The organism is Dietzia alimentaria 72 (assembly GCF_000226215.1).
GTDB classification, from domain to species: domain Bacteria; phylum Actinomycetota; class Actinomycetes; order Mycobacteriales; family Mycobacteriaceae; genus Dietzia; species Dietzia alimentaria.
The window spans coordinates 91,460-112,483 of sequence record NZ_AGFF01000007.1 but is presented as its reverse complement, the minus strand read 5'-3'; the positions used below and the strand labels follow the sequence as shown (position 1 = coordinate 112,483).

Below are 21,024 nucleotides of genomic sequence, written 5' to 3'. Positions count from 1 at the left end.
CACCTACCGTTCAAAAACGGTAGGTGTGCTCCATTGTTGTCGCGATCGACATGACCGTAAGCCGGTGTCGGTCGACGACGTTCCGCCCTGCTCGCGTGTAATCAGGTCTGTACCGACGGTGGGTGCTGCAGGTCCCTCTGCTCGGCACATTCTCGTAGTCTGCCGCCAATCCGTTTAGCCTTGCTGCTGGAAACCATCTTGAAGTCCAGCGACGTATGCCCCTTGGGGCACGGGTTCGGGGCCGAGGGTGAATTCTCCTCGTATTTGGCCGCTCTGGCCGCAGTTCTGCTCGTGGCCGTGATCGCCGTCGTCGCGGCGTCCATGGCCAGCGGCGATTCGACCACGGGTTCAACGTCCGCGGGCACGGTGCCGGAGTCGACCAGCTTGTCGAACGTCGCTTGCGTAGGCCTCGACACCCGTAGTGACAGGCAGGTTCCATCGACGGCGACCGGCGGCAGGACCGCATGGAGTCGCCACGCCATCCCGTCGCGCGAACGCACCACTCAATCGGCCCAGGGACGGGCGTCGTCGAGCCGCTGCCCCGCCCGCCCGGCCAGTCGGACGGCGAGCGAGCGCAACTCCGCCTCCGTCGGCACCACGACTTCAGTTTCCTCGAGGCCCGCACCGCGGTCGACCAGTGCGGGACCGGGCCCGTCCACCACCACATCGGTCACCCCGGGACTGGCCAGCAGCGCTTCGAGCGGCCCGGCCCCGGCAAGATGCTCTCGCACGAGTCGGGCGGTGCGCAGCAGATCGAGGTGCCCGTGCAGCACGCCGGACTCGGCGCGGACGGCACGCACCACTTCATCCGGGTCGGGCTCCACACCGAGCCCCGCCAGGCGTGCGCGCACCCGGTCCACCAGATCCGGCGGCAGCACCCCGGTATCCGCGTCCTCACCGTTCATCGATTCCGACCTCCCCCAGCACCGCATCGGCCACAGCAGTCAATCGACGCACACGCCCCCGACCTGCACGTCGGCCCCCGAGCGCGGCCGCCAGGTTCCCGGCTCCGACCGCGCGCCTGACCGCCCCGAGCTCCGGCAGGGCGTGCCAGCGCCCCACCCCGGCGGCGTCGGCGACATCAGCCGGGTGGAGCGGGTCCGCCCGTCCGGTGCGCACCACCAGGACCGCGTCCGGCGCGGCGGCCAACGCCCGTGCAGCCGCCACCGCTCCGGAGAGATCGGCCCTGGTCACCACGACGGCGAGGTCCGCGCCCCCCGGCCCTCCGGGTCCCTGCCCGCCGCTGATGGCGCCCGAGTCGCAGACCACCAGCCCGCCCGCGGAACGATGTGCCCACGCGGCGCCGAGTGCGCCATCGGTCGCGGCGTCCGGCGTGCCGTCTGCGGGCCGGGTCCGGGATCGGGCCAGGATCCCGAGCCCGGGCAGTGCCATCGCGACGGCGCCCCAGAGTGCCTCCGGATCGGGTCCGCCGAGCTCGGCACGCACGTCCTCCACACGGAGGCCGGGCTCGGTTTCGCTGCCCAGCAAGATGTCGACACCCGTGCCGCGCGGATCTGCTTCCACCAGGAGCGTGCGTGTTGACGATGCGGCCCGGACTGCTATCGCCGCCGCCAGCGTGCTCGCACCGCAGCCACCCACCGCACTCTGGACCATGACCAGCAGACCGGAGGATGTCCGTTCCTGCGCCACGAGCGCTGCCACCAGATCGCCGGTCCCGGAGGGCAGCCGCAGAACCTCGTCGTCGTCGCCGTGGGGCCGTTGGTCCGAACCGACCCGCACCACGCGTGACCTTCCGCGGCCCGCTCCGGCATCGGTTCGGTCCGTGACCAGCACGCCGGCGGAGGGGTCACCACCCGGGGCTGCATCCAGCGCGAGGGCGGCCAGGACGGCGCGCACGTCGGCATCGAGGTCAGGGTCGGTCACATCCACCGCCACGGCCCCGGCCAGCCCGGGTACCTGCCAGGAGGCACGGGTACGGCTCTGGCCGTGGCGACCTGCCGACGCCGGTGCGGTGGTGTTGTTCACGGACACAGCGTCGCGCACCTCAGGTGCGGGATAGGCCTCCGTGCGCGCGTCGGGAGCCCGGACTGTGGAGAACAACGGGGCTGTGGATAACCACGCCTCGGCGGCCGGGGCCGTATCCTCGAGAGTGTGTCCGCCCCACGTCGTCAGGGCCCCAGGTCGTCGTACCGTCACCGCCGGGTCGCCGCGTTCTTCGATCTCGACAAGACGATCATCGCCACCTCGTCGGTGTTCGCCTTCAACAAGTCATTCCTCGATGAAGGCCTCCTCTCGCGCCGCTCGGTAATCGATCTGGCGTACACGCAGCTGGCGTTCAGCCTGTCGGATGCGGACGACGAGCAGATGAAGAAGGTGCGGCAGGCCATGGCCACCGCCACCAAGGGCTGGGAGCCGGAGAAGGTCGAGCGCATCGTCACCGAGGGGCTCACGGAAACCGTCTCCCCCACCGTCTACGCAGAGGCGCAGGAACTCCTGGACGAACACCGCGCCCTCGGCCACGACCTGGTGATCGTCTCGGCCTCCGGCGAGGAACTCGTGGCGCCGATCGCCAGGATGCTCGGCGTGGACCACTACGCCGGTACACGCATGAACCGTGACGCGAACGGCCGCTATGGCGGGGAGATCGAGTTCTACTGTCAGGGGCCTGGTAAAGCCGAGGCCATCCGGGCGTTCGCCACGCGCTACGGCTACGACCTCGAGGCCTCGTACGCTTACTCCGACTCGTCGACGGACCTGCCGATGCTGGAGGAGGTCGGCCACCCCACGGTCGTCAACCCCGACCGGGTTCTGCGCCGCGAAGCCTTGGAACGCGGCTGGCCAATCCTCACGTTCTCGAACCCCACCCCGCTGCTGCCGACGCTCGAACGCGCCACGGGCCCGATCGTGGGGGTCGGGGCAATCGTGCTGGCAGTGGGGGCCGCGGTGCTCTCGTTCGCCCGCGACGCCCGTCGCCCAGCGTAGCAACCGCCCAATCGCTCATCATGGGTCACAAGACGACTCCGGAGCGATAGTCGAACCCACCCACGAGCCGAGGGTTTCCTTGTGGGATTCCACTATCGCCGGGAGGACATTCGTCCGTGCATGCTGAGTGCACGGTGGCAACGACGCCAGGACCGGAACGGAAGAGAAGTACCGGCCCCCCGCCCGAGTCACCGTCATCGACATTCCGGAACCCACGCGACGGATAACGCCCGAGAGGCAAACCCAGCCGTGGGTCCGCGCCAGCCGCCACCGGCGGTTGTCCCGGACCGGCCACACGGCGGACCATTGGACGCCTGGTACCCGGAACTCTCGATGGATCCGCAGTGAGACGGCGGGTCGGCCCCAGGGCCGGCCCGCCAATCGCACGTCAGGCCCCGGAAACGTCAGGCGCCGGCGGCCTCGGCGATCGACGCGGCCTCTCGCGCACCGCCCTCGAGCGCATCGCAGCAGTGGATCAACCAGGCGGCGATGCCGTCCTCGGTGCCGGATACGAATCCATCCAGCGCCGTACGGTGCGCCCGCGGGTCGCGATAAAAGGTCACTTCCGGCACCCCGAGGCAGTGCGGGTCGAGCCCCGTCGACACCGCGACCAGGCGGAACGCAGCGCGGGCGACGATCCCATCCGACGAACCGAACGGCTTCAACCCCGACAGCTCACCCAACACGACCGCCGCCAGTATCGGCGCGGGCACCCGGGTCCCACCGGTGATCAGCTCCGCCAGACCTTGGAGCCGCTCCGCGACACCCGACTCCGCACGCGGTCGGCCGAGTGTTTCCGGGTCCACCCCGGGCCCGGACGCGGCCAGCAGATGCAGGTGCGCGAGTTCCTGCAGTGGCGAGCGGGTCCACACCGCCACTGCTCGGTCCAGCGATTCGCCGGTCAGTTCCCCAGCCACGCGCAGTGCGCTGGCCAGCACGTCGTCGTGGTGGCCGTCCGCGTCGAGCCGCACCGACGCCCCCTCCACACCCGCCGAGGCCCGAGCACCGCGCAACACCGACTCTGCGGCCGTGGTGGGCCAGCCGCGCCTGTTCGCCGGGTGGCGGTGCACGGTGGCCAGAGCGGTCCGGGCGGCCTCCGCGGCGTCGGCCACGCCGGGCAGGGACACCAGCGGGGCGAGCGGGTCGTGGGCTGGGGAGGTCACGCGGTCGAGGGTACCGATCAGCCGCCCGCGACCCACCGTGACCATCGGAGTCGGGGTGCCGTCGGGACGCAGACGGTCGAAAATCCCCCGACACAGCTAACTATCAGCCGACTCAACCGCTGTCGAGCTGATGTAATCACCACAATCGGTAAAGGGACTCCGTGCTCGGGTCCGACGCTCACCTTCGAACCCCGGAGATCCCCGTGAACCTCAAGGAACAGCTCGACACCCTGCTCGACGCGACCGCCTTCGACTCGACCGGGACCAAGATCGGCGCGGTACGCCAGGTCTATGTGGACGACTCCAGCGGCAAAATCACTTTTGCGACCGTGGCGACCGGGATCTTCTCCGCCGACGCGATCGTCCCGCTCCACGGCGCACGTCTACTCGACAACGAGCTGCACGTCGACCACACCCGCGCTGTCGTCCGCGATTCGCCTCGCCCCGACCACACCGAGGACGCTCTGACCCCAGAGCAGGAGATCACACTGCTCGAGTACTACGGGATCGAGGCCCCGTCGGGAGCCCGTGCCGATGCTCCACGTGCTGGCACCGCCGACGTCGCTGCCGGCGCCGCTCGCACAGATGAGAGCAACCGCACCTCGAAAGACAAGTCCAAGGGCCCCGGCGAGCGCACCGTCGAGCCCACCGTCGAGCCCACCGTCGAGAGCGCCGACAAGGGCACGGGGAAGAGCGCGGGGAAGCCCACGGACAAGGGCAGCGCCAAACGAACGGATACGAGCTCCACCGAGCCCACGACAGAGCCCAGGACCGAGCGCTCGACCGAGACCAACGCCGCGACGAAGAACAAGACCGCTACCGGCTCCAAGCCTGAGCAGAAAACGCCGAAGGGCACCACGGCCGCCCCTGCGAAGAGCACCACGCCGGCGCCGGAGAACACGAACGCCGGGCCGAGGGACGAGGCCACTAGATCGAAGGACAAATCCACCGAGCCCAAAGACCAACCGACCGCGCAGACCACGCCGATCTCTCGCGAGACATCCCCCGGCGACGCTCCCGAGGCGTCGTCGAAGGACCGCGGCGACAAGAAGACCCCGACAGCGACGACGACGAAGCCCACCGCCCCCGGAAAGTCCGGCGACTCCACCACGAGCGCGAAAACCTCCACGTCCGCACCCGCCAAACCCTCGGGGGCCGCCTCGGACAAAGGCCGCGCCGAGGACGACTCCGCGTCCCGCGACTGAGCAGAGGGGACGGGGACACCCACTCTCCCCCCGACGGGTGTGCTGTCAAACACTCGCTAGGTCGTGTGACTACCCTCACAATCACCGGTTCCGTCGCCTCCGCCGTGTCGACCCCGGCCGCCGTGAATTCTGTCCCCGAGAGAGAGCCTTCCGATGACCGCTCAGGACCACAACGAGACCTTCGCCCCCGACCCCGCGTTCGCCGAGCAGGCCAACGCCGGTCCCGATGAGTACGAGCGCGCATCCTCCGACCGTCTGGCCTACTGGGACGAGCAGGCTCGGCGACTGGACTGGAACTCCGAGTGGAACCAGGTCCTCGACTGGTCCGACGCCCCGGTGGCCAAGTGGTTCGTCGACGGCACGCTCAACGCGTCCTATAACTGCGTGGACCGCCATGTCGAGGCGGGCAACGGCGACCGGGTGGCCATCCACTGGGTGGGAGAGCCCACGGACGACTCCCGCGACATCACCTACTCCGACCTCAAGGACGAGGTGAGCCGCGCCGCCAACTACTTGAGCTCTCTGGGTCTGGTGGCCGGCGACCGCGTGGCCATCTACATGCCTCTGCTGCCCGAGACCTACGTCGCGATGTTGGCGTGTGCGCGCCTGGGCCTGACCCACTCCGTGGTGTTTGCCGGGTTCTCCTCGCAGGCACTCCGATCCCGTGTCGACGACGCGGAGGCCAAGGTGGTCATCACCGCCGACGGGCAGTTCCGGCGCGGCAAGCCCGCCCCGCTGAAGTCATCCGTGGACGAGGCACTCGGCGACTCCATGCCCAGCGTCGACGGCCCGGCGGCGTCCGTCCAGAAGGTCCTCGTGGTGCGCCGCACCGGGATCGACGTGGACTGGCAGGACGAGCGTGACGTGTGGTGGGACGAGGTCATCCCGGCCCAGTCCGCGGATCACACCCCCGAGGGCTTCGACTCCGAGCACCCGCTGTTCGTGCTCTACACCTCCGGGACCACCGGTAAGCCCAAGGGCATCATCCATACCACCGGCGGGTACCTGGTCCAGGCGTCCTACACGCACCACGTGGTGTTCGACCACAAGGCCGGCGAGGACGTCTACTGGTGCACCGCCGACGTCGGATGGGTCACCGGTCACACCTACGGCGTCTACGGCCCGCTCTCCAACGGCGCCACCTGCATGGTCTACGAGGGCACGCCCAACTCGCCGAACGAGCACCGGCACTTCGAGATCATCGAGAAGTACGGCGTCAGCATCTACTACGCCGCGCCGACGCTCATCCGCACGTTCATGAAGTGGGGCCGCGAGATCCCCAAGGCCCACGACCTCAGCTCGATCCGGGTGCTCGGCTCAGTGGGTGAGCCCATTAACCCGGAGGCATGGCGCTGGTACCACGAGCACATCGGTGGCAACGCCGTCCCGATTGTCGACACCTGGTGGCAGACCGAGACCGGGGCGATCATGATCTCGCCGCTGCCCGGCGTCACCGAGACCAAGCCGGGTTCCGCCATGCGACCACTGCCCGGCATCAGTGCGTCGATCGTCGACGGCGACGCCAAGGAGGTCGCCGCCGAGGAACAGGGCTTCCTGGTGATCACCGAGCCGTGGCCCGCCATGCTCCGCGGCATCTGGGGCGACATGGAGCGCTACCGGGATACCTACTGGTCACGCTTCGCCGAGGAGGGGTACTACTTCGCCGGTGACGGCGCCAAGTGGGACGCCGACGGTGCGCTCTGGGTCCTGGGTCGCGTCGACGACGTCATGAACATCTCCGGCCACCGGATCTCGACCTCCGAGGTCGAGTCCGCCCTCGTCGGACATGACTCCGTCGCCGAGGCCGCGGTCGTGGGCGCGAACGACGACACCACAGGTCAGGCGATCGTCGCGTACGTGATCCTGCGTGAGAGCGCCCCCGAGGACACGGACCATCACCGCGCGCTCATCGACGAGCTGCGGGCTCGGGTCTCCACCGAGATCTCCCCCATCGCCAAGCCCCGGGACATCACGATCGTGCCCGAACTGCCCAAGACACGCTCCGGCAAGATCATGCGTCGGCTCCTCAAGGACATGGCCGAAGGCCGCGACGGTGGCGACACCTCCACCCTGTCGGATCCGTCGATCATGGAGCAGATCCGGACCAAGGGCACGCGCGGCTGACCGGGTAGCGGGTGAACGCAGCCACGTGTCGTGGCACGATGGACGACGGTGCACCCGTCGCCGGACAATGGAGGAACAACCGTGAGCCACGCCCAGGGAACCCACACGCCGACCCAGGCATCGATCCCCCTGCACGATGCGGACTCGATCGGGAGCGGCGACGCAAGTATCGGCACCCTGGTCAAGAACGCCTCGACCCATGTGTCGACGCTTCTGCGCTCCGAACTCGAGTTGGCCAAAACCGAGATCACCGAGCAGGTGAAGAAGGCGGCGACCGGCTCCGGGTTCTTCGTGGCGGCGCTCGTGTTCCTGATGATGTCGTTCTTCCCGTTCGTGTTCATGTGGGCCAAGCTCATCTCGATGTGGTTCGGTACCAAGACCTGGGACTGGATGGGCTTCCTCATCGTATTTGTGGTCCTGGTGGTGCTGGCCGCGCTGTTCGGGTTTCTCGGTTACCGCAAGGTGAAGAAGATCCGTAAGCCCCAGCGCACGATCGACTCGGTGTCCGACCTCAAGCTGGCCATGCCCAGGGGTACCGAGCCGCGGCCCGGCACGGTGCGTGTCACCGAGACGCCCGAGCCCTCCGCACGCAGCTGAGAACGCCCGCTCACAGGCCGCCCGACCCGTCGATCGTCAGGATCGACGGGTCGTGGCGGCATCGTGATATCTCGGCCAACGGCATCCGCCTGCACGTCGCCGAGGCACTCCCCGCGGACACCGACCCCGGTGCGCTGCCACCGCTGGTCCTGCTGATCCACGGACTCGGCGGAATCTGGTGGACGTTGCGCGCGCCGATGCTGGCACTGGCGGAGGCGGGCTTCCACGCGGTGGCACTCGACCTGCGGGGCCACGGTGACTCCGACAAACCGCCACGTGGCTACGACCCGTGGACGCTGGCCTCCGATGTCACCAACCTCGTCCGGGCACTCGGGCACTCCTCAGCCGTGCTCGTCGGTCAGGGCGAGGGTGGATTCGTGGCGTGGACCGCCGCATACCGCCGGCCGCGGGCGGTGCGGGGCCTCGTCGTCGTCGGATCCCCCCACCCACTCGCAACCCGCCGAGCCGCATTGCGTGACCGCACCCAGCGGCGGGCGATCGTGCCCCGCCTGCTGAGTGACCAGACACCGCGACTCGCCGAACGACGACTGACCCGTGACGGCGCCGCGGACGTGGAGGAGATGCTCCGCACCCGCTCCGGCGCCGCGTGGCCGGAGACGGAGGACTTCCGCGAATCCGCCGAGTTGCTCCGGCGCGCGATGCTCATCCCGAAGGTCGCGCACCTGTCACTGGAAAGTCGCCGCTGGATGGTGCGCAGCCAGCTCCGCCCGGACGGCCGAGACTTCCGACGGGCCGTCTCGGGGGTCCTGGACCAGCCGGTTCTGGGGATCAGTGGCGCCGAGGACCGATTCATCCTTCCGGAAACCGTTCGCGCTTCGGCTCCCTGGGCCCGCAACTTCCGCACGGAACTGATCACCGGAGCCGGGCACTACCCCGCCATGGAGGCCCCTGCCGCGACGTCACACCTGATCGTGGATTTCGCGCGCAGCATCAGCGACCTCTGACCGAGGCGCTTCAGCCAGCTGCGTCAGCGGACCCCGACGCAGCTGCCGGTCGACACCGCGCCCACCGCATCGACACCCGCCTGCAGCTGCGGCAGTACCTGCTCGACGGTGAGTGCATAGCCGGTGTCGGCGGCGTCCATCGCGGCCCCGAACACCACGCCCACGACCTGCCCGTCCGGCGAGATCAGCGGGCCACCGGAATTGCCCTCGCGGACCGTCCCCCGAAGGATGTACACCTCGCGCTCAACGGTCTGTTCGCGGTAGATGTCCGGCCCACGCAGGGTCACCCGCTCGCGGATGCGTGCCGCGTCCGGCCGGTAGGGACCATTGCCCGGATAGCCCAGGACGATCGCGTTGTCTCCGGTGCGGGAGTGCTCGGCGGCCAGCGGGAGGGCCGGCGCATCGAGCCCGTCGACCCGCAGCACCGCGATGTCCACACTCGAGTCGTAGACCACCACCTCGGCGTCGAGCTCGGTGCCGCCGGACTCGACGGTCACCGAACCCGTACCCGCCACCACATGGGCGTTGGTCATCACAAGCCCCGGGGCGGCCACGAAGCCGGAGCCCTCCAGCGCACGGCTGCAGGACTCGGCGCGGCCACGAATCTTGAGCACCGACGGCCGAACCCTGGCCACGACTTCCGACCCCGCGAGCACGGGGTCCGGTGGCGGCACCTCCTGCATCGGGGTGGTTCCGAACGGGCCCAGGATGTCGGGGAATCCGGTGGTGCCGAGGACCTGGCTGAACGCTGCCGGGATCCGCTGCAGCTGATTGGGGGCCACGTCGTCGATCTTCGCCAGCACGGTGGAGCCGCGCACCACCTTGCCGGGTACGGTCCCCTCCTGGGCTGCGACCGGGACGGCGACCAGCCACGCCACGAGCAGCATCGCCGCGGACTGGAACAGCGCACCCACCGTACTGTCGAGTAGTTGAGCACCGGGACCGGAGATATAGCGGCGGGCCGCCCGACCGATGGTCACACCCGCGATCTGCCCGATGATCACCATCACCGCGATGATCGTCAACCCCGCCGCGAGACGGCCCAGCGGCGAGTCGACCTCACGAACCAGGTGGGGCGCCACGAGCAGTCCGGACGTGGCGCCGATGGCCACGCCGAGCAGCGCGAAACCCGAGGCTGCCGCACCGTTGATCCATCCGGAGATAGCTGCGGCCGCCGCGAGCGCGAAGAGGGCGATGTCGAGCCACTGAGAGCCCGTCACCGGTACCCCCTCCGGGGATCGTCGGCGGGAAGGTCGAGCGGTTCCTCGGTTCTCGGCGCGTCATCGGGCACGTCGGACCCCGAACTCACGCCCGGCACCCCGGCCACGGTCCTGTCGGCCAGGGGGTCGGTGTGCTCGCGGCGGGCCTCCTCGTCGGACATGCGGTATTTCTCCCCGTTGCCGGAGGCGGCGAGAGTCTGCTCGAGGTCGCGGATGTCGCTTGTGTCCCAGTCGAGGTCCCAGCCGGCGGAGTGGAACATGGCGGCGATGATCCCGGCGGTGAACCCCCACACCACCAGGTCGTCGTGTTGGAACGCCGGCCCTGTCCAGCCGGTGGAATGGCGCAGCAGGAAGCGATTGGCAGGATCGAGGAGTTCGTCGACCGGCACGGTCATGACACGCGAGGTCTCCCCCGTGTCCACCACGTCAACCTCCATCGGTTCGCGCCAGTAGCCGAGCACCGGGGCGACTGAGAAGTTGGAGACCGGGATGTACAGCTCCGGAAGCACGGCGAGGACTTCCACACCGTCGGGTTCGAGACCGGTCTCCTCCCAGGCCTCGCGCAGAGCGGTCTCGACCGGCCCGCTGTCGGTGTCGTCGACACCGCCGCCGGGGAACGACACCTGTCCGGAATGGCTGCGCAGGGTGGGTGCGCGGTGCGTGAGCAGGATCCGGGCGTCCGACGGGGGCCGCGGACCGGGCGCGTCCACGGAGCCGGAGAACAGCACCAGCACGGCGGCATAGCGGTGCGGGCGTCCGATCTCGTTGGGTCCGCTGTCCTCGGGGGGACGACGCCGGGGCAACAGCCCGTCGAAACTGCCGTCCACGCACGCCAACATGAGCGGGTCCATCCACCCGGGGTGGGGCGCACCGGTGATGTCGCCGGGCCGGGGCACGTGCGGGTTCGTCGCGGGATCCGTCACGCCGTCACCCCCAGATGCTCGGAGACCGCGTCCAGCACGTCCTGCTCGGTGTACATCGGTTCGATCTGCACGTGCGCGATCGTGCCGTCGGCGTTGACGAACAGCGTCAGCGGCAGCACTGGTGGTGCTCCGAGCAGCGCGGGAAGCTCCTCGTCGTGGTCGGAGACGGAGATGAGGTCCTCGATCCCGAGCGCTGCCAGGGTGTCGAACCCCTTTGTCTCGGACGGGTCGGTGTGCGAGATCACCACGCGCACGTCGTCGCCGAGGGTGGCCCGGGCGTCACGGATCGCGGGCAGTTCGCGCCGGCACGGTTCGCACCAGTAGGCCCACATGTTCACCAGCATCGGCTTGCCGGCCTGGATCTTGCCGAGCGTGGTGGTGGAGCCGTCGTTCATGCAGCGAACCATGAGGCCGGCGGCGGGCCCCGTCGTGGTGGCGGGCACGGCGCCGTCGCGGCACTCGGGCAGGTCGACCGTGCCGCGGGTCTCGGCGTCCACGATCGTGCGCGGTTCTTCGGCCGGCGGCGCACCGACGGGTGGTGCGGTAGCCGATGCGGCCGTGTCGCCGGCGCCCTCCTCGGGGCCACCGAGGGTGGAGAGAAGAGCGACGACGACGCCGATCAGCACCACAAAGGCGACCAGCGACCATCTCAGAGAGGCGCTCATACCAACTCCCCCAATCCGACCAGTTCAAGCAGGTCGTCACGTTCGGGTCCCGCCACGAGCCGGGCGGCGGCGACGGGATCGAGCGGGCCGGCCTCCCCCGCGGACGGGCAGTCATCGGCAAGGACGCACGCTCCACAGGCCGCGGTACGGGCATGGCACACCCTGCGACCGTGGAAGATGATCCGGTGACTGGCATCAGTCCAACCGGCGCGGGGCAGCAGTCGCATCATGTCCCGCTCGATGTGGACCGGGTCCGTGGCCTCGGTCCACTTCCACCGGGCCACCAACCTCATGAAGTGCGTATCGACGGTGATCCCCGGCACCCCGAAGGCGTTCCCCAGCACCACGTTGGCCGTCTTACGTCCGAATCCCGGGAGCGTGACCAACTCCTCCAGCGTCCGCGGCACCTCGCCGTCGTACTTCTCCACCAACGCCGCGCCCAGGCCCTGAATGCTGCGGGCCTTGTTGCGGTAGAAGCCCGTCGATCTGATGAACTCCTCCAGCTCCTCGCGATCCGCCCCCGCGTAGTCCGCGGCGGTGCGGTAACGCGTGAACAGAGCCGGTGTGACCTCGTTGACACGCTTGTCCGTGCACTGCGCCGACAAGATGGTGGCCACGCTCAGCTCGAGCGGGTTCGTAAAATCCAGTTCGCAGTAGACGTGGGGGAACGCCTTCTCGAGGGAGCGGAGCATGCGCCTGGCACGGCGGGTGCGCCCGAGGTCGGTTTCCACCCCCCTCGCGGCCACCCCTCGTCTGCGGCGCTTCGGGGAAGCGAAAGCTGGGTCGGGCATGCATCCACATTACGGTCCCGTCCCTCCGCCGCGCGGAGCCGCTCCGACCGGCCGGGTGTGCGGCCCGCGACCGGGGGGTGGATAATCGACTGCATGCAGGGAATTCTTGTCGTCCTGGTGCCGGTCCTCCTGGCCGGATTCGCCCTTCTCATGGAACGCTTCGAGAACGCTATCCTGGCCGAACCCGAGCAGCTCGAATCCTGAGCCTTTCTATAGACCGCGCGTTGGACACATCTCCGGCGCAGGAACGACTACAGTGGCTCTCGCCACACGCACGCCATGGCGGGGACACCCATGTCCTCGCCCGAACGGAGGGTCACAGACTGTGACGATTGATCGCCGCACGGACCAGTCTGCCGACGACGTCCTTACCCGGGCCGGTATTTTCCAGGGTGTGGAGCCGGCGGCCGTCTCCGCGCTCCGTTCCGACCTCACTCGCGAGGAGTACTCGAAGGGTGACGTGATCATCCGCGAGGGCGAGCAGGGCGACAGTCTCTACATCGTCACCTCGGGCAAGGTGAAGCTGTCCCGCAAGTCGCCCGACGGTCGCGAGAACCTGCTGTCCATCCTCGGGCCGTCCGACATGTTCGGTGAGCTCTCGATCTTCGACCCGGGCCCGCGCACCTCGTCCGCTGTCTGCGTGACCGACGTGACGGTGCAGGCCATGGACCGGTCCGCGCTCAAGCGCTGGATCGCCGAGCGGCCCGAGATCTCCGACCAGCTGCTGCGGGTGCTGGCGCGTCGTCTGCGTCGTACCAACAACAACCTCGCGGATCTGATCTTCACCGACGTACCCGGTCGCGTGGCCAAGGCCCTGCTCCAGTTGGCGCAGCGATTCGGCACCCAGGAGGGTGGCAACATCCGCGTGACTCACGACCTCACGCAGGAGGAGATCGCGCAGCTCGTCGGCGCCTCCCGCGAGACGGTGAACAAGGCTCTGGCCGAGTTCGCCCACCGCGGCTGGCTGCGACTCGAGGGCAAGAGCGTCATCATCTCAGACACGGAGCGTCTGGCCCGCCGCGCTCGTTGACCTGAGTCACCGCAGCGGCGCCCGACCCATCGCGCCCATCGCTTCAGCAGGCGCACCTGAAGATGAACTCCCGCACCCGCTGCCGCCGGTGCGGGAGTTCATCGTTGGCAGCGGATGCGGGGTCGAGGCGCGCAGGTCAGGCGTCGTAGGAGCCGGCGGCGAGACGGTCCAGGTAGCGCAGCGCCACCATCGTCGACTGCTCGGCAACCTTCAACAGAAATGGCGTCACATCGCGATAGATGTGCTGCGTGATCTCGGCGGCGGTGGCTTCGCGGCCGAGCTCGGCACGGGCGTTCACGATCTGCTCGAGCCTATTCCGTCGGTGCTGCCCCAGAACCTGGGCGGTACGGCCGGTATCCGCGACGTCGGGGCCGTGTCCCGGAATCCCGGTGAGGCCACCGGCCCGCCCGGCGAGCAGGTCCATGCTGGCCAGATAGTCGCCGAGGTCGCCGTCGGTGGAATCCAACACGGTCGAATCCCTGCCCAGGATCGTGTCGCCGAGCACCACGCAGTCGGCGGGAGCAGTGAACCCGGCACCAGCGGCCCGCACTTCGAGACTGATCGAGTCGGCCGTATGCCCCGGAGTGCCCAGCACGATGATGTCGAGTCCGGCGGCGTGGATCTCCTCGTCGTCGACCAGCGGCAAGCCGTCCCGGCAGAAGCGCTCCTCGACGGCCCGCACCGGGGCGGCGGTAAAGGAGCGCAAGTGATCGATGCCGTCGGTGTGATCGCCGTGACGATGGGTGATGACGACGAGCTCGATCTCCCCCACGATCGCCGCGATCCGCTCGGCATGCGCGCGATCGTCGGGCCCCGGATCCACCACCACGCAGGTGGGCGACCCCGGGGCTCGCAGGACGACCGTATTAGTCCCCTCAAACGTCATCTCGGAGGGGTTATCGCACAGGATGACCCCTGCCAGCTCCGTCACCGGGCGCAGCGTCTCGTACGCCGGGAAACTGATCGGGGCCAAGCCTGCGGACATCAGATCTATCCCTCAACCTCGATGATGAGCTCAACCTCGACCGGGGCATCCAGCGGCAACTCGGAGACACCGACGGCCGAACGGGCGTGGACGCCGGCGTCGCCAAAGATCTCACCCAGCACGTGCGACGCACCGTTGAGGACCGCCGGCTGGCCGTTGAAGCCGGGCGCGGACGCCACGAACCCCACGACCTTGACGATCCGGACCACAGAGTCGATGCCTACGAGCCCGTCGACGGCCGCCAGTGCGTTCAGTGCGCACGTGCGGGCCAGCTCGGTGGCCTGTTCCGGAGACACCGCGGCGCCCACCTTGCCGGTGGCGACGAGCTCGCCGTCCGCCATGGGCAGCTGGCCCGAGGTGTAGACGAACGCGCCGGTCCGCACGGCGGGGGCGTAGTTGGCGACCGGCGGCACGACCGTCGGTAGCTCGAACCCCAGCTGGGCGAGTTTGCGGGTCCAGTAGCCGGTGGCCTCCGGGTCCGCCATCAGAGCTGCCGCTTCATGTAGGCGACATGCTGCTCACCCGTGGGGCCGGGCAGCACGGAGACCAGCTCCCAGCCATCGCTTCCCCACTGATCGAGGATTTGCTTGGTGGCATGGGTCAGCAGCGGGATGGTGGCGTACTCGAACCGGGCTGCGGCAGTGGATTCGCTCATGGCCCCACTCTAGGTAAGTCGGAAGCAACATGCGCGCGCCGGTGCGTGGGCCTAGTCTGGAGCGCATGCCGTCCACCGAGAGTCCAGGAATGCAGACATCGTCGGCGACCCATGCCACGATCGCCGACGAGCTGTCCACCGGCTGGTCCGACAGTTCCGCACGCGCCGAGTTGCACTACGTCTCGGGTAAGGGAGGCACGGGCAAGACGACCGTCGCCACCTCGCTCGCCCTCGCGCTGGCTTCGACCGGCAAGCGGGTACTACTCGTGGAGGTCGAGGAACGTCAGGGCATCGCCCGGACCTTCGATCGCGAACCGCTGCCCTACCGCGAGGAACTGGTGGCCAGGGTCGACGGCGGCGGCAAGGTCTTCGCCCTCGCGATCGACATCGAAGCCGCGATGCTCGACTACCTCGAGACGTTCTACCGCCTCGGCGTGGTGGGCAGGGTGATGAAGACGGTGGGTGCCATCGAGTTCGCCACCACTATCGCCCCCGGCCTCAAAGACGTGCTGCTCACCGGCAAGATCTACGAGGTCGTCACGCGCGAGCACGCCAAGAAAGAAGTCGTCTACGACGCGGTGGTCGTGGACGCCCCGCCCACCGGCCGGATCGGAAAGTTCCTCGACGTGACCACCGCGATGGCCGACCTCGCCGGCGGTGGCGGACCAATCCGCCGCCAGGCCGAGTCCGTGTCCGAGCTGGTCCACTCCAATCGGACGGTCGTGCACCTGGTGACCCTGCTCGAGTCGCTGCCCGTGCAGGAGACCATCGAGGCGATCGCCGACCTCAAGAGTCACGGCCTGCGGATGGGCCAGGTCATCATCAATCGCGCCGAGACCCGCCACCTCGACGACGCCTCGCTGGAGCGGATCGCCGACGAGGAGATCGACGCCGATGCCGTCCTGGCCGGTCTCGAGGAAGCCGGCGTGGAGGTCGACGACGAGGGCCTTCAGGGACTCCTCGTGCAGGCCATCGAGTACGCCCGTGTCGCACGCGGACAGCTGCGCGCGGGCGAAACGCTCACGTCGGCGGCCTGCCCCACGCTCGTCCTGCCAGCGCTGAACCACGGCGTCGAGATCACTGATCTCTACGACCTCGCCTCCGCCCTCGTCGACCAGGGAGTGCACTGATATGACACGTCGCCTCGACATCACCGCCATGCTCACCGACCCCACCACGCGGGTCGTGGTGTGCACGGGCGCCGGCGGCGTGGGTAAGACCACCACTGCCGCCGCCGTCGGCCTGCGGGCCGCTGAGCTCGGCCGGAACACAGTGGTGCTGACCATCGACCCGGCCCGCCGTCTGGCCCAGGCGCTGGGCATCGACTCCCTGACCAACGAGCCCTCGCCCGTCGACATGGGTGCGGACCAAGAGGCCGCCGGCGGCTCGCTCCACGCGATGATGCTCGACATGCGTCGCACGTTCGACGAGCTCGTCACGGCCAATACGACCCCCGAGAAGTCGCAGTCCATCCTCGACAACCGCTTCTACAAGACCATGGTCACCTCCTTCGCGGGAACGCAGGAGTACATGGCCATGGAGAAGCTGGGGCAACTGCTCGACGATTCGACGTGGGATCTCGTCGTCGTCGACACCCCTCCCTCCCGCAACGCGCTCGACTTCCTCGACGCCCCACGCCGCCTGGGCACCTTCCTCGACAGCCGACTGATGCGACTGTTCTCCGCCCCGGGTCGCGGAGTCGGACGCCTGGTCACCGGCGCCATGAGTACCGCCATGCGCGGGGTCTCCGCCGTCGTGGGCTCGTCGATGCTCAAGGACGCCTCCGAGGTCGTGGTGGCCCTCGACACCACCTTCGGCGGATTCACCACGCGCGCCGCCCGCACCCAGGCCATCCTGCGGCGCAAGGGCACCGAATTCCTGGTGATCTCCTCCGCGGAGCGGCCCGCCCTACGTGAAGCCGCGTTCTTCGCCGAGCGGCTGGCCGAGGAGAAGATGCCGCTGGCGGGGGTCGTGATCAACCGCACGCACCCGCGACTGACCGACCTCGACGCCGAGCAGGCCCGCGCCGCCGCGGACCGGCTCGCCGACAGCAATCCAGAGGCCGCGGCAGTGCTTAGCATCCACGCCGATCGCGCCGGGACCGCCAAGCAGGAGGTCCGGCTGCTGGAGTCGTTCACCGACACCCACCCGGACGTACGGATCGTGGGAGTGCCGTCGCTGCCGTTCGAGATCTCCAACCTCGAGGCCCTGCGCTCTGTGGGCGACCAACTCTGCGGCTAGGCGGGACATCCGCGGCGCCGGTTGTGCCCGGCCTCCTGCGCCGCCCGCCGCCCCTCGCAGGTCCCGCCCGGCCCCAGCTCAGCGCACCAGGCCTGCTGCGCTGGGGCCGACGGTTTGCAGGCCTGCTGCGTAGCCCCCGCGGTTTTGTCGTCACCACTGCGATCCGAGACGGTATTTTTCGCAGTGAGCACGAGCAAACGCGGCGCGGGGACCTGGCCCGACCCTCCGACGCGGCATGGCGCGAACTACGCCCTACCTGACGGGGCGCGCGCGCCATTAGGCGAAGCGGTGTCCGCTACAGCGCACTGTTACTGCCACAGCCACAGGAACCAGCCACAGCAACTGCCACCGACGACAAACGCGGCCCACGGCGACGTGCCGCGGACCGCGTGAGGATCAGTGTTGTCGATTCGAGCGGGCCGATGAGGGTCGGCCGCTGCCGATCGTCGAGGGGCGCCGGGTCAGAGACGACCCTGCGTCGTGACTCAGTAGACGGCGGTGTGACGCTCGATCTGCTGGGCGAAGAAGTCCGCCCAGGACCGCACCTCGGGGTGCTGCTTGAGCAGTGCACGACGCTGACGCTCGGTCATTCCGCCCCACACGCCGAACTCCACACGATTGTCGAGTGCGTCGGCACGGCACTGCAGTAGAACCGGGCAGTGTCGACAGATCGAGGCCGCCTTACGCTGCGCGGCCCCGCGAACGAACAGCTCGTCCGGGTCAATGTCCTTGCATCGGGCCTGGGCCACCCATTCCTGGCGGCCCTCCCCGATGATCGTCTCCTCCGATCCGAGAGGATTGCTGCTTCCGGGGCGGACCCCCGTGTCTAGGGAGCTGGAGGTCCCGGGAAGGGTGGCCGTCATCGAAGTACCCCAATCTGTGTGGAAGTGTGAACGGATTCTTCGGTTCACACTTCCGGCCTTCTGGACCCACCCGGCGCGGAGGGCCCACTGTGTTCGCGGAACTCCTGATCCCAGGTCCATCTGACGATGATCCTGATCCGGATCGATTCGTCCCGCGTTCACTCATATTGTTACCGCAGTCACACAACAGAAGTAAAGAGTTGGTTGTGGAACCGACCGCGCGGGGATGCGCGACGGGGGTGGTCACGTACTCTGAGCGGGTGTCGGCTATGAGTTCCCTGGGAAAGCTGGTCGCGACCTGTGTCGCCGCCGGAGTGGTCACGGCTGGGTCGGTGTTCCCGATATCCGGAGCTGTGGGACTGGCTTCCAACAAGATGGCCGACTCGTTGGCCGGCACCTCCGCGGACCTGATCAAAGGCGACCTGCCGTCCATCTCCACGGTCACCGACGCGGCCGGTGAACCCATCGCCTGGTTGTACGACCAACAGCGGGTGGTGGTCCCCAGCGAGGAGATCTCCCAGAACATGAAGTTGGCGATCATCGCGATCGAGGACCGCCGGTTCGGCGACCACGCCGGAGTCGACTGGCGCGGCACGATCCGCGCCGCGCTGACCAACGCCACGGCCGGCGACGTCCAGCAGGGCGCCTCGACGATCGACCAGCAACTGGTCAAGAACTTCCAGTTTCTCGTCTCCGCCGAGAACGACGCCGAACGTCGAGCCGCGGTGGAAACGACCCCGGCGCGCAAGATCAAAGAGATCCGCATGGCCCTCACCCTGGACGGGGAGATGGGCAAGGACGCGATCCTGAGCAAGTACCTCAACCTGATCTCGTTCGGCAACGGCTCCTTCGGCATCCAGACCGCTGCACAGACCTATTTCGGCGTCGACGCCTCGGAACTCACGGTCCCGCAGTCGGCGATGCTCGCCGGGATGGTGCAGTCGACCAGCAATTTCAATCCGTACACGAACCCCGAGGACACCAAGCAGCGTCGGGACACCGTGATCGACACGATGGTCCAGACGGGCGCAATCTCCCCGGCGGACGGTGCCCGGTACACCGCCGAACCGCTCGGGGTCCTGGAGCGGCCCAATTCCCTGCCGCGGGGTTGCATCACCGCGGGCGATCGCGGCTTCTTCTGCGATTACGTCCTGGACTACCTCGACCAGAACGGCCTGAGCCGCGAGATGGTCGAGCAGGGCGGGTACACCATCCGCACCACACTGGACGAGACCGTTCAGGCGAATGTTCAGCGATCCCTCGACGCCCACGGCAATCCGACGGCCCAGGGTGTGGCCGAGGTGATGAGTGTCGTGCGGCCGGGCACAGAGTCGCACAAGGTCGTGGCCATAGCCTCGAGCCGACAGTACGGGCTCGAACTGGGCGACAGCCAGACCGTCCAGCCGCAGCCGTTCTCCCTGGTGGGCGATGGCGCCGGATCGGTGTTCAAGATTTTCACCGTGGCCGCGGGCATGGAGAAGGGCATGGGCACCAACACGAGCCTGGCTGTCCCCCGCCGCGTGCAGCTTTCCGGGTTTGGCGCCGGCGGCGCCTTGGGCTGCCCGCCCGGCCAATACTGCGTGGAGAACGCGGGCGCATACCCCAGTTCCCTGCCGGTTACCGACGCGCTGGCCCAGTCACCTAACACGACCTTCGTCAACCTGATCAAGGATGTGGGCGTGGCCCCGACGGTCGATATGGCGGTCCGGCTGGGATTGCGGTCCTACGACCGCAAGGGCACGGCGAGCGACGGCGACTCGATCAGCTCGTTCATCAAGAAGAACAACTCGGGCTCGTTCACGCTCGGCCCGACCGCCGTCAATGCTCTCGAACTCTCCAACGTCGGTGCCACCCTCTCCTCCGGTGGTGTCTGGTGCCCGCCGAGCCCCATCGAGTCCATCACCGACCGCTCCGGCAAACCTGTCGAGTTGAACGAGCCCGAGTGCGAGCAGGTGGTCGAGAAGGGCCTGGCAGACACCCTCTCCGTGGCCATGTCCAAGGACTCCGTGGGCGCCGGCACCGCGGCGGGCGCCGCCGGCGGCGCCGGATGGGGACTGCCGATGTCCGGCAAGACGGGAACCACCGAGGCGAACCGCTCCTCGGCATTCCTCGGGTTCACCAACAACTACGCGGCCGCCGTGTACGCCTTCAACGACGGCACCACCACCAGCGAGCTGTGCACCAGTCCGTTGCGGCAGTGCTCATACGGCAATCTCTTCGGTGGTCTCGAGCCGGCGCAGACCTGGTTCTCGGCGTTTTCCCCGATCGCGACCATCTACGGGCCCGTTCAGCTGCCGGAACCGGACCCTGCCTACCAGGCGGGCACAACCGGCGCCGCGCTGCCTGACGTGGAGGGCATGAGCCAGTCCACCGCCACGTCACTGCTCACCAACGCCGGGTTCGTCGTCAACACCCAGTTCGTCTCCGGATCCGGCCGCCCGTACGGGACGGTCGTGGGCGTTGACGGCGGTACCGGCATCGCGGGATCCCAGGTCACACTCCGCGTCTCCGACGGCTCGTCTGGAAGTGGTGGCGGGGGCGGTACCGGGGCGGGCGGTCCGGGAGCCTCTGGACCGGGGGCCGCGGTCGGCGACGAACCCATCGTCCTGAATGTCCCAGGCCTGGCGCCCATCACCATCTCGCCACCCCGCTAG

The 21,024-nt window shown here is 68.6% G+C and carries 21 protein-coding genes; 9 read left to right on the top strand and 12 right to left on the bottom strand.

From position 1 onward, the window contains the following. Positions 1-101: 101 nt before the first annotated feature. Genes ON04_RS15865 through ON04_RS02960 form a run of 3 tightly spaced genes read right to left on the bottom strand, consistent with a single transcriptional unit; the run spans position 102 to position 1,986 of the window. Complete coding sequence (locus ON04_RS15865) at positions 102-500, bottom strand: hypothetical protein (RefSeq protein ID WP_141564607.1); 399 nt, start codon at positions 498-500, stop codon at positions 102-104. Between the two features lie 3 nt (positions 501-503). Further along, on the bottom strand, positions 504-905 hold the full coding sequence (locus ON04_RS15705; RefSeq protein WP_010540091.1) for a type iv secretion system atpase subunit: 402 nt from the start codon (positions 903-905) through the stop codon (positions 504-506). Further along, a complete protein-coding gene (locus ON04_RS02960) occupies positions 895-1,986 on the bottom strand; it encodes a CpaE-like family protein (RefSeq protein WP_238529218.1) in 1,092 nt (363 codons plus the stop codon). Before ON04_RS02960 ends, ON04_RS15705 begins: the two co-directional genes overlap by 11 nt. Before the next feature lie 126 nt (positions 1,987-2,112). On the opposite strand from ON04_RS02960, the gene ON04_RS02955 reads away from it, so the two are divergent. Further along, positions 2,113-2,943, top strand: coding sequence for an HAD family hydrolase (locus ON04_RS02955; RefSeq protein ID WP_010540089.1), 831 nt, complete (start codon positions 2,113-2,115; stop codon positions 2,941-2,943). Between the two features lie 404 nt (positions 2,944-3,347). Here ON04_RS02955 and ON04_RS02950 read toward each other — a convergent pair whose 3' ends face one another. Next, complete coding sequence (locus tag ON04_RS02950) at positions 3,348-4,151, bottom strand: hypothetical protein (RefSeq protein WP_010540088.1); 804 nt, start codon at positions 4,149-4,151, stop codon at positions 3,348-3,350. Between the two features lie 158 nt (positions 4,152-4,309). On the opposite strand from ON04_RS02950, the gene ON04_RS15860 reads away from it, so the two are divergent. From ON04_RS15860 to ON04_RS02930, 4 genes are all read left to right on the top strand, one after another. Further along, positions 4,310-5,311, top strand: coding sequence for a PRC-barrel domain-containing protein (locus tag ON04_RS15860; RefSeq protein ID WP_158217811.1), 1,002 nt, complete (start codon positions 4,310-4,312; stop codon positions 5,309-5,311). A 153-nt stretch (positions 5,312-5,464) separates the two neighbouring features. Next, on the top strand, positions 5,465-7,435 hold the full coding sequence (acs, locus tag ON04_RS02940; protein WP_010540086.1) for an acetate--CoA ligase: 1,971 nt from the start codon (positions 5,465-5,467) through the stop codon (positions 7,433-7,435). Positions 7,436-7,516: 81 nt separating this feature from the next. Further along, positions 7,517-8,032, top strand: coding sequence for a phage holin family protein (locus tag ON04_RS02935; protein WP_010540085.1), 516 nt, complete (start codon positions 7,517-7,519; stop codon positions 8,030-8,032). Then, positions 8,029-8,997 (top strand): alpha/beta fold hydrolase, encoded by a 969-nt coding sequence (locus ON04_RS02930; protein WP_033443995.1) that lies wholly within the window; start codon positions 8,029-8,031, stop codon positions 8,995-8,997. Before ON04_RS02935 ends, ON04_RS02930 begins: the two co-directional genes overlap by 4 nt. Before the next feature lie 23 nt (positions 8,998-9,020). Here the strand turns inward: ON04_RS02930 and ON04_RS02925 are convergent, their stop codons facing one another. From ON04_RS02925 to nth, 4 genes are read right to left on the bottom strand one after another with little or no spacing between them, the layout of a single operon-like run. After that, complete coding sequence (locus ON04_RS02925; RefSeq protein WP_010540083.1) at positions 9,021-10,217, bottom strand: MarP family serine protease; 1,197 nt, start codon at positions 10,215-10,217, stop codon at positions 9,021-9,023. Further along, a complete protein-coding gene (locus ON04_RS02920) occupies positions 10,214-11,140 on the bottom strand; it encodes an NUDIX hydrolase (RefSeq protein WP_010540082.1) in 927 nt (308 codons plus the stop codon). Before ON04_RS02920 ends, ON04_RS02925 begins: the two co-directional genes overlap by 4 nt. Then, entirely contained in the window at positions 11,137-11,805 is a 669-nt protein-coding gene (locus ON04_RS02915) for a TlpA family protein disulfide reductase (RefSeq protein WP_010540081.1), read from the bottom strand. Before ON04_RS02915 ends, ON04_RS02920 begins: the two co-directional genes overlap by 4 nt. After that, positions 11,802-12,497 carry an endonuclease III gene (nth, locus tag ON04_RS02910; protein ID WP_238529232.1) on the bottom strand — a complete coding sequence of 232 codons (696 nt, stop codon included), beginning with the start codon at positions 12,495-12,497 and terminating at the stop codon, positions 11,802-11,804. Before nth ends, ON04_RS02915 begins: the two co-directional genes overlap by 4 nt. Positions 12,498-12,921: 424 nt before the next feature. Between nth and ON04_RS02905 the strand changes: the two genes are divergently transcribed. Next, positions 12,922-13,626 carry a Crp/Fnr family transcriptional regulator gene (locus ON04_RS02905; protein WP_010540079.1) on the top strand — a complete coding sequence of 235 codons (705 nt, stop codon included), beginning with the start codon at positions 12,922-12,924 and terminating at the stop codon, positions 13,624-13,626. A 136-nt stretch (positions 13,627-13,762) separates the two neighbouring features. Here the strand turns inward: ON04_RS02905 and ON04_RS02900 are convergent, their stop codons facing one another. Genes ON04_RS02900 through ON04_RS16390 form a run of 3 tightly spaced genes read right to left on the bottom strand, consistent with a single transcriptional unit; the run spans position 13,763 to position 15,266 of the window. Beyond that, complete coding sequence (locus ON04_RS02900) at positions 13,763-14,611, bottom strand: MBL fold metallo-hydrolase (protein WP_010540078.1); 849 nt, start codon at positions 14,609-14,611, stop codon at positions 13,763-13,765. Between the two features lie 5 nt (positions 14,612-14,616). Next, positions 14,617-15,096, bottom strand: a complete 480-nt coding sequence (locus ON04_RS02895; protein ID WP_010540077.1) for a RidA family protein — start codon at positions 15,094-15,096, stop codon at positions 14,617-14,619. After that, a complete protein-coding gene (locus ON04_RS16390) occupies positions 15,096-15,266 on the bottom strand; it encodes a DUF4177 domain-containing protein (RefSeq protein ID WP_010540076.1) in 171 nt (56 codons plus the stop codon). The genes ON04_RS02895 and ON04_RS16390 overlap by 1 nt, the downstream gene beginning before the upstream one ends. Positions 15,267-15,331: 65 nt before the next feature. On the opposite strand from ON04_RS16390, the gene bagA reads away from it, so the two are divergent. Then, the gene (gene bagA / locus ON04_RS02890) at positions 15,332-16,396 is read left to right on the top strand and encodes an ATPase BagA (protein ID WP_010540075.1); all 1,065 of its coding nucleotides are present in this window, start codon (positions 15,332-15,334) and stop codon (positions 16,394-16,396) included. A 1-nt stretch (position 16,397) separates the two neighbouring features. Then, on the top strand, positions 16,398-17,507 hold the full coding sequence (gene bagB, locus ON04_RS02885) for an ArsA family ATPase (protein ID WP_010540074.1): 1,110 nt from the start codon (positions 16,398-16,400) through the stop codon (positions 17,505-17,507). Positions 17,508-17,992: 485 nt separating this feature from the next. Here bagB and ON04_RS02880 read toward each other — a convergent pair whose 3' ends face one another. After that, positions 17,993-18,370 (bottom strand): WhiB family transcriptional regulator, encoded by a 378-nt coding sequence (locus ON04_RS02880; RefSeq protein WP_010540073.1) that lies wholly within the window; start codon positions 18,368-18,370, stop codon positions 17,993-17,995. Between the two features lie 269 nt (positions 18,371-18,639). Here ON04_RS02880 and ON04_RS02875 point away from each other — a divergent pair, with 269 nt between their 5' ends. Beyond that, positions 18,640-21,024 carry a transglycosylase domain-containing protein gene (locus ON04_RS02875; RefSeq protein WP_050815242.1) on the top strand — a complete coding sequence of 795 codons (2,385 nt, stop codon included), beginning with the start codon at positions 18,640-18,642 and terminating at the stop codon, positions 21,022-21,024.

Excerpts from the sequence above, each read along its gene's own strand:
- ON04_RS02900 (WP_010540078.1), bottom strand. The coding sequence starts at position 14,611 with ATGTCCGCAGGCTTGGCCCCGATCAGTTTCCCGGCGTACGAGACGCTG.
- ON04_RS02875 (WP_050815242.1), top strand. The coding sequence starts at position 18,640 with ATGAGTTCCCTGGGAAAGCTGGTCGCGACCTGTGTCGCCGCCGGAGTG.
- ON04_RS02915 (WP_010540081.1), bottom strand. The coding sequence starts at position 11,805 with ATGAGCGCCTCTCTGAGATGGTCGCTGGTCGCCTTTGTGGTGCTGATC.
- ON04_RS16390 (WP_010540076.1), bottom strand. The coding sequence starts at position 15,266 with ATGAGCGAATCCACTGCCGCAGCCCGGTTCGAGTACGCCACCATCCCG.
- ON04_RS02950 (WP_010540088.1), bottom strand. The coding sequence starts at position 4,151 with ATGGTCACGGTGGGTCGCGGGCGGCTGATCGGTACCCTCGACCGCGTG.
- ON04_RS02895 (WP_010540077.1), bottom strand. The coding sequence starts at position 15,096 with ATGGCGGACCCGGAGGCCACCGGCTACTGGACCCGCAAACTCGCCCAG.
- bagA (WP_010540075.1), top strand. The coding sequence starts at position 15,332 with ATGCCGTCCACCGAGAGTCCAGGAATGCAGACATCGTCGGCGACCCAT.
- bagB (WP_010540074.1), top strand. The coding sequence starts at position 16,398 with ATGACACGTCGCCTCGACATCACCGCCATGCTCACCGACCCCACCACG.
- ON04_RS02880 (WP_010540073.1), bottom strand. The coding sequence starts at position 18,370 with ATGACGGCCACCCTTCCCGGGACCTCCAGCTCCCTAGACACGGGGGTC.
- nth (WP_238529232.1), bottom strand. The coding sequence starts at position 12,497 with ATGCTCCGCTCCCTCGAGAAGGCGTTCCCCCACGTCTACTGCGAACTG.
- ON04_RS15705 (WP_010540091.1), bottom strand. The coding sequence starts at position 905 with ATGAACGGTGAGGACGCGGATACCGGGGTGCTGCCGCCGGATCTGGTG.
- acs (WP_010540086.1), top strand. The coding sequence starts at position 5,465 with ATGACCGCTCAGGACCACAACGAGACCTTCGCCCCCGACCCCGCGTTC.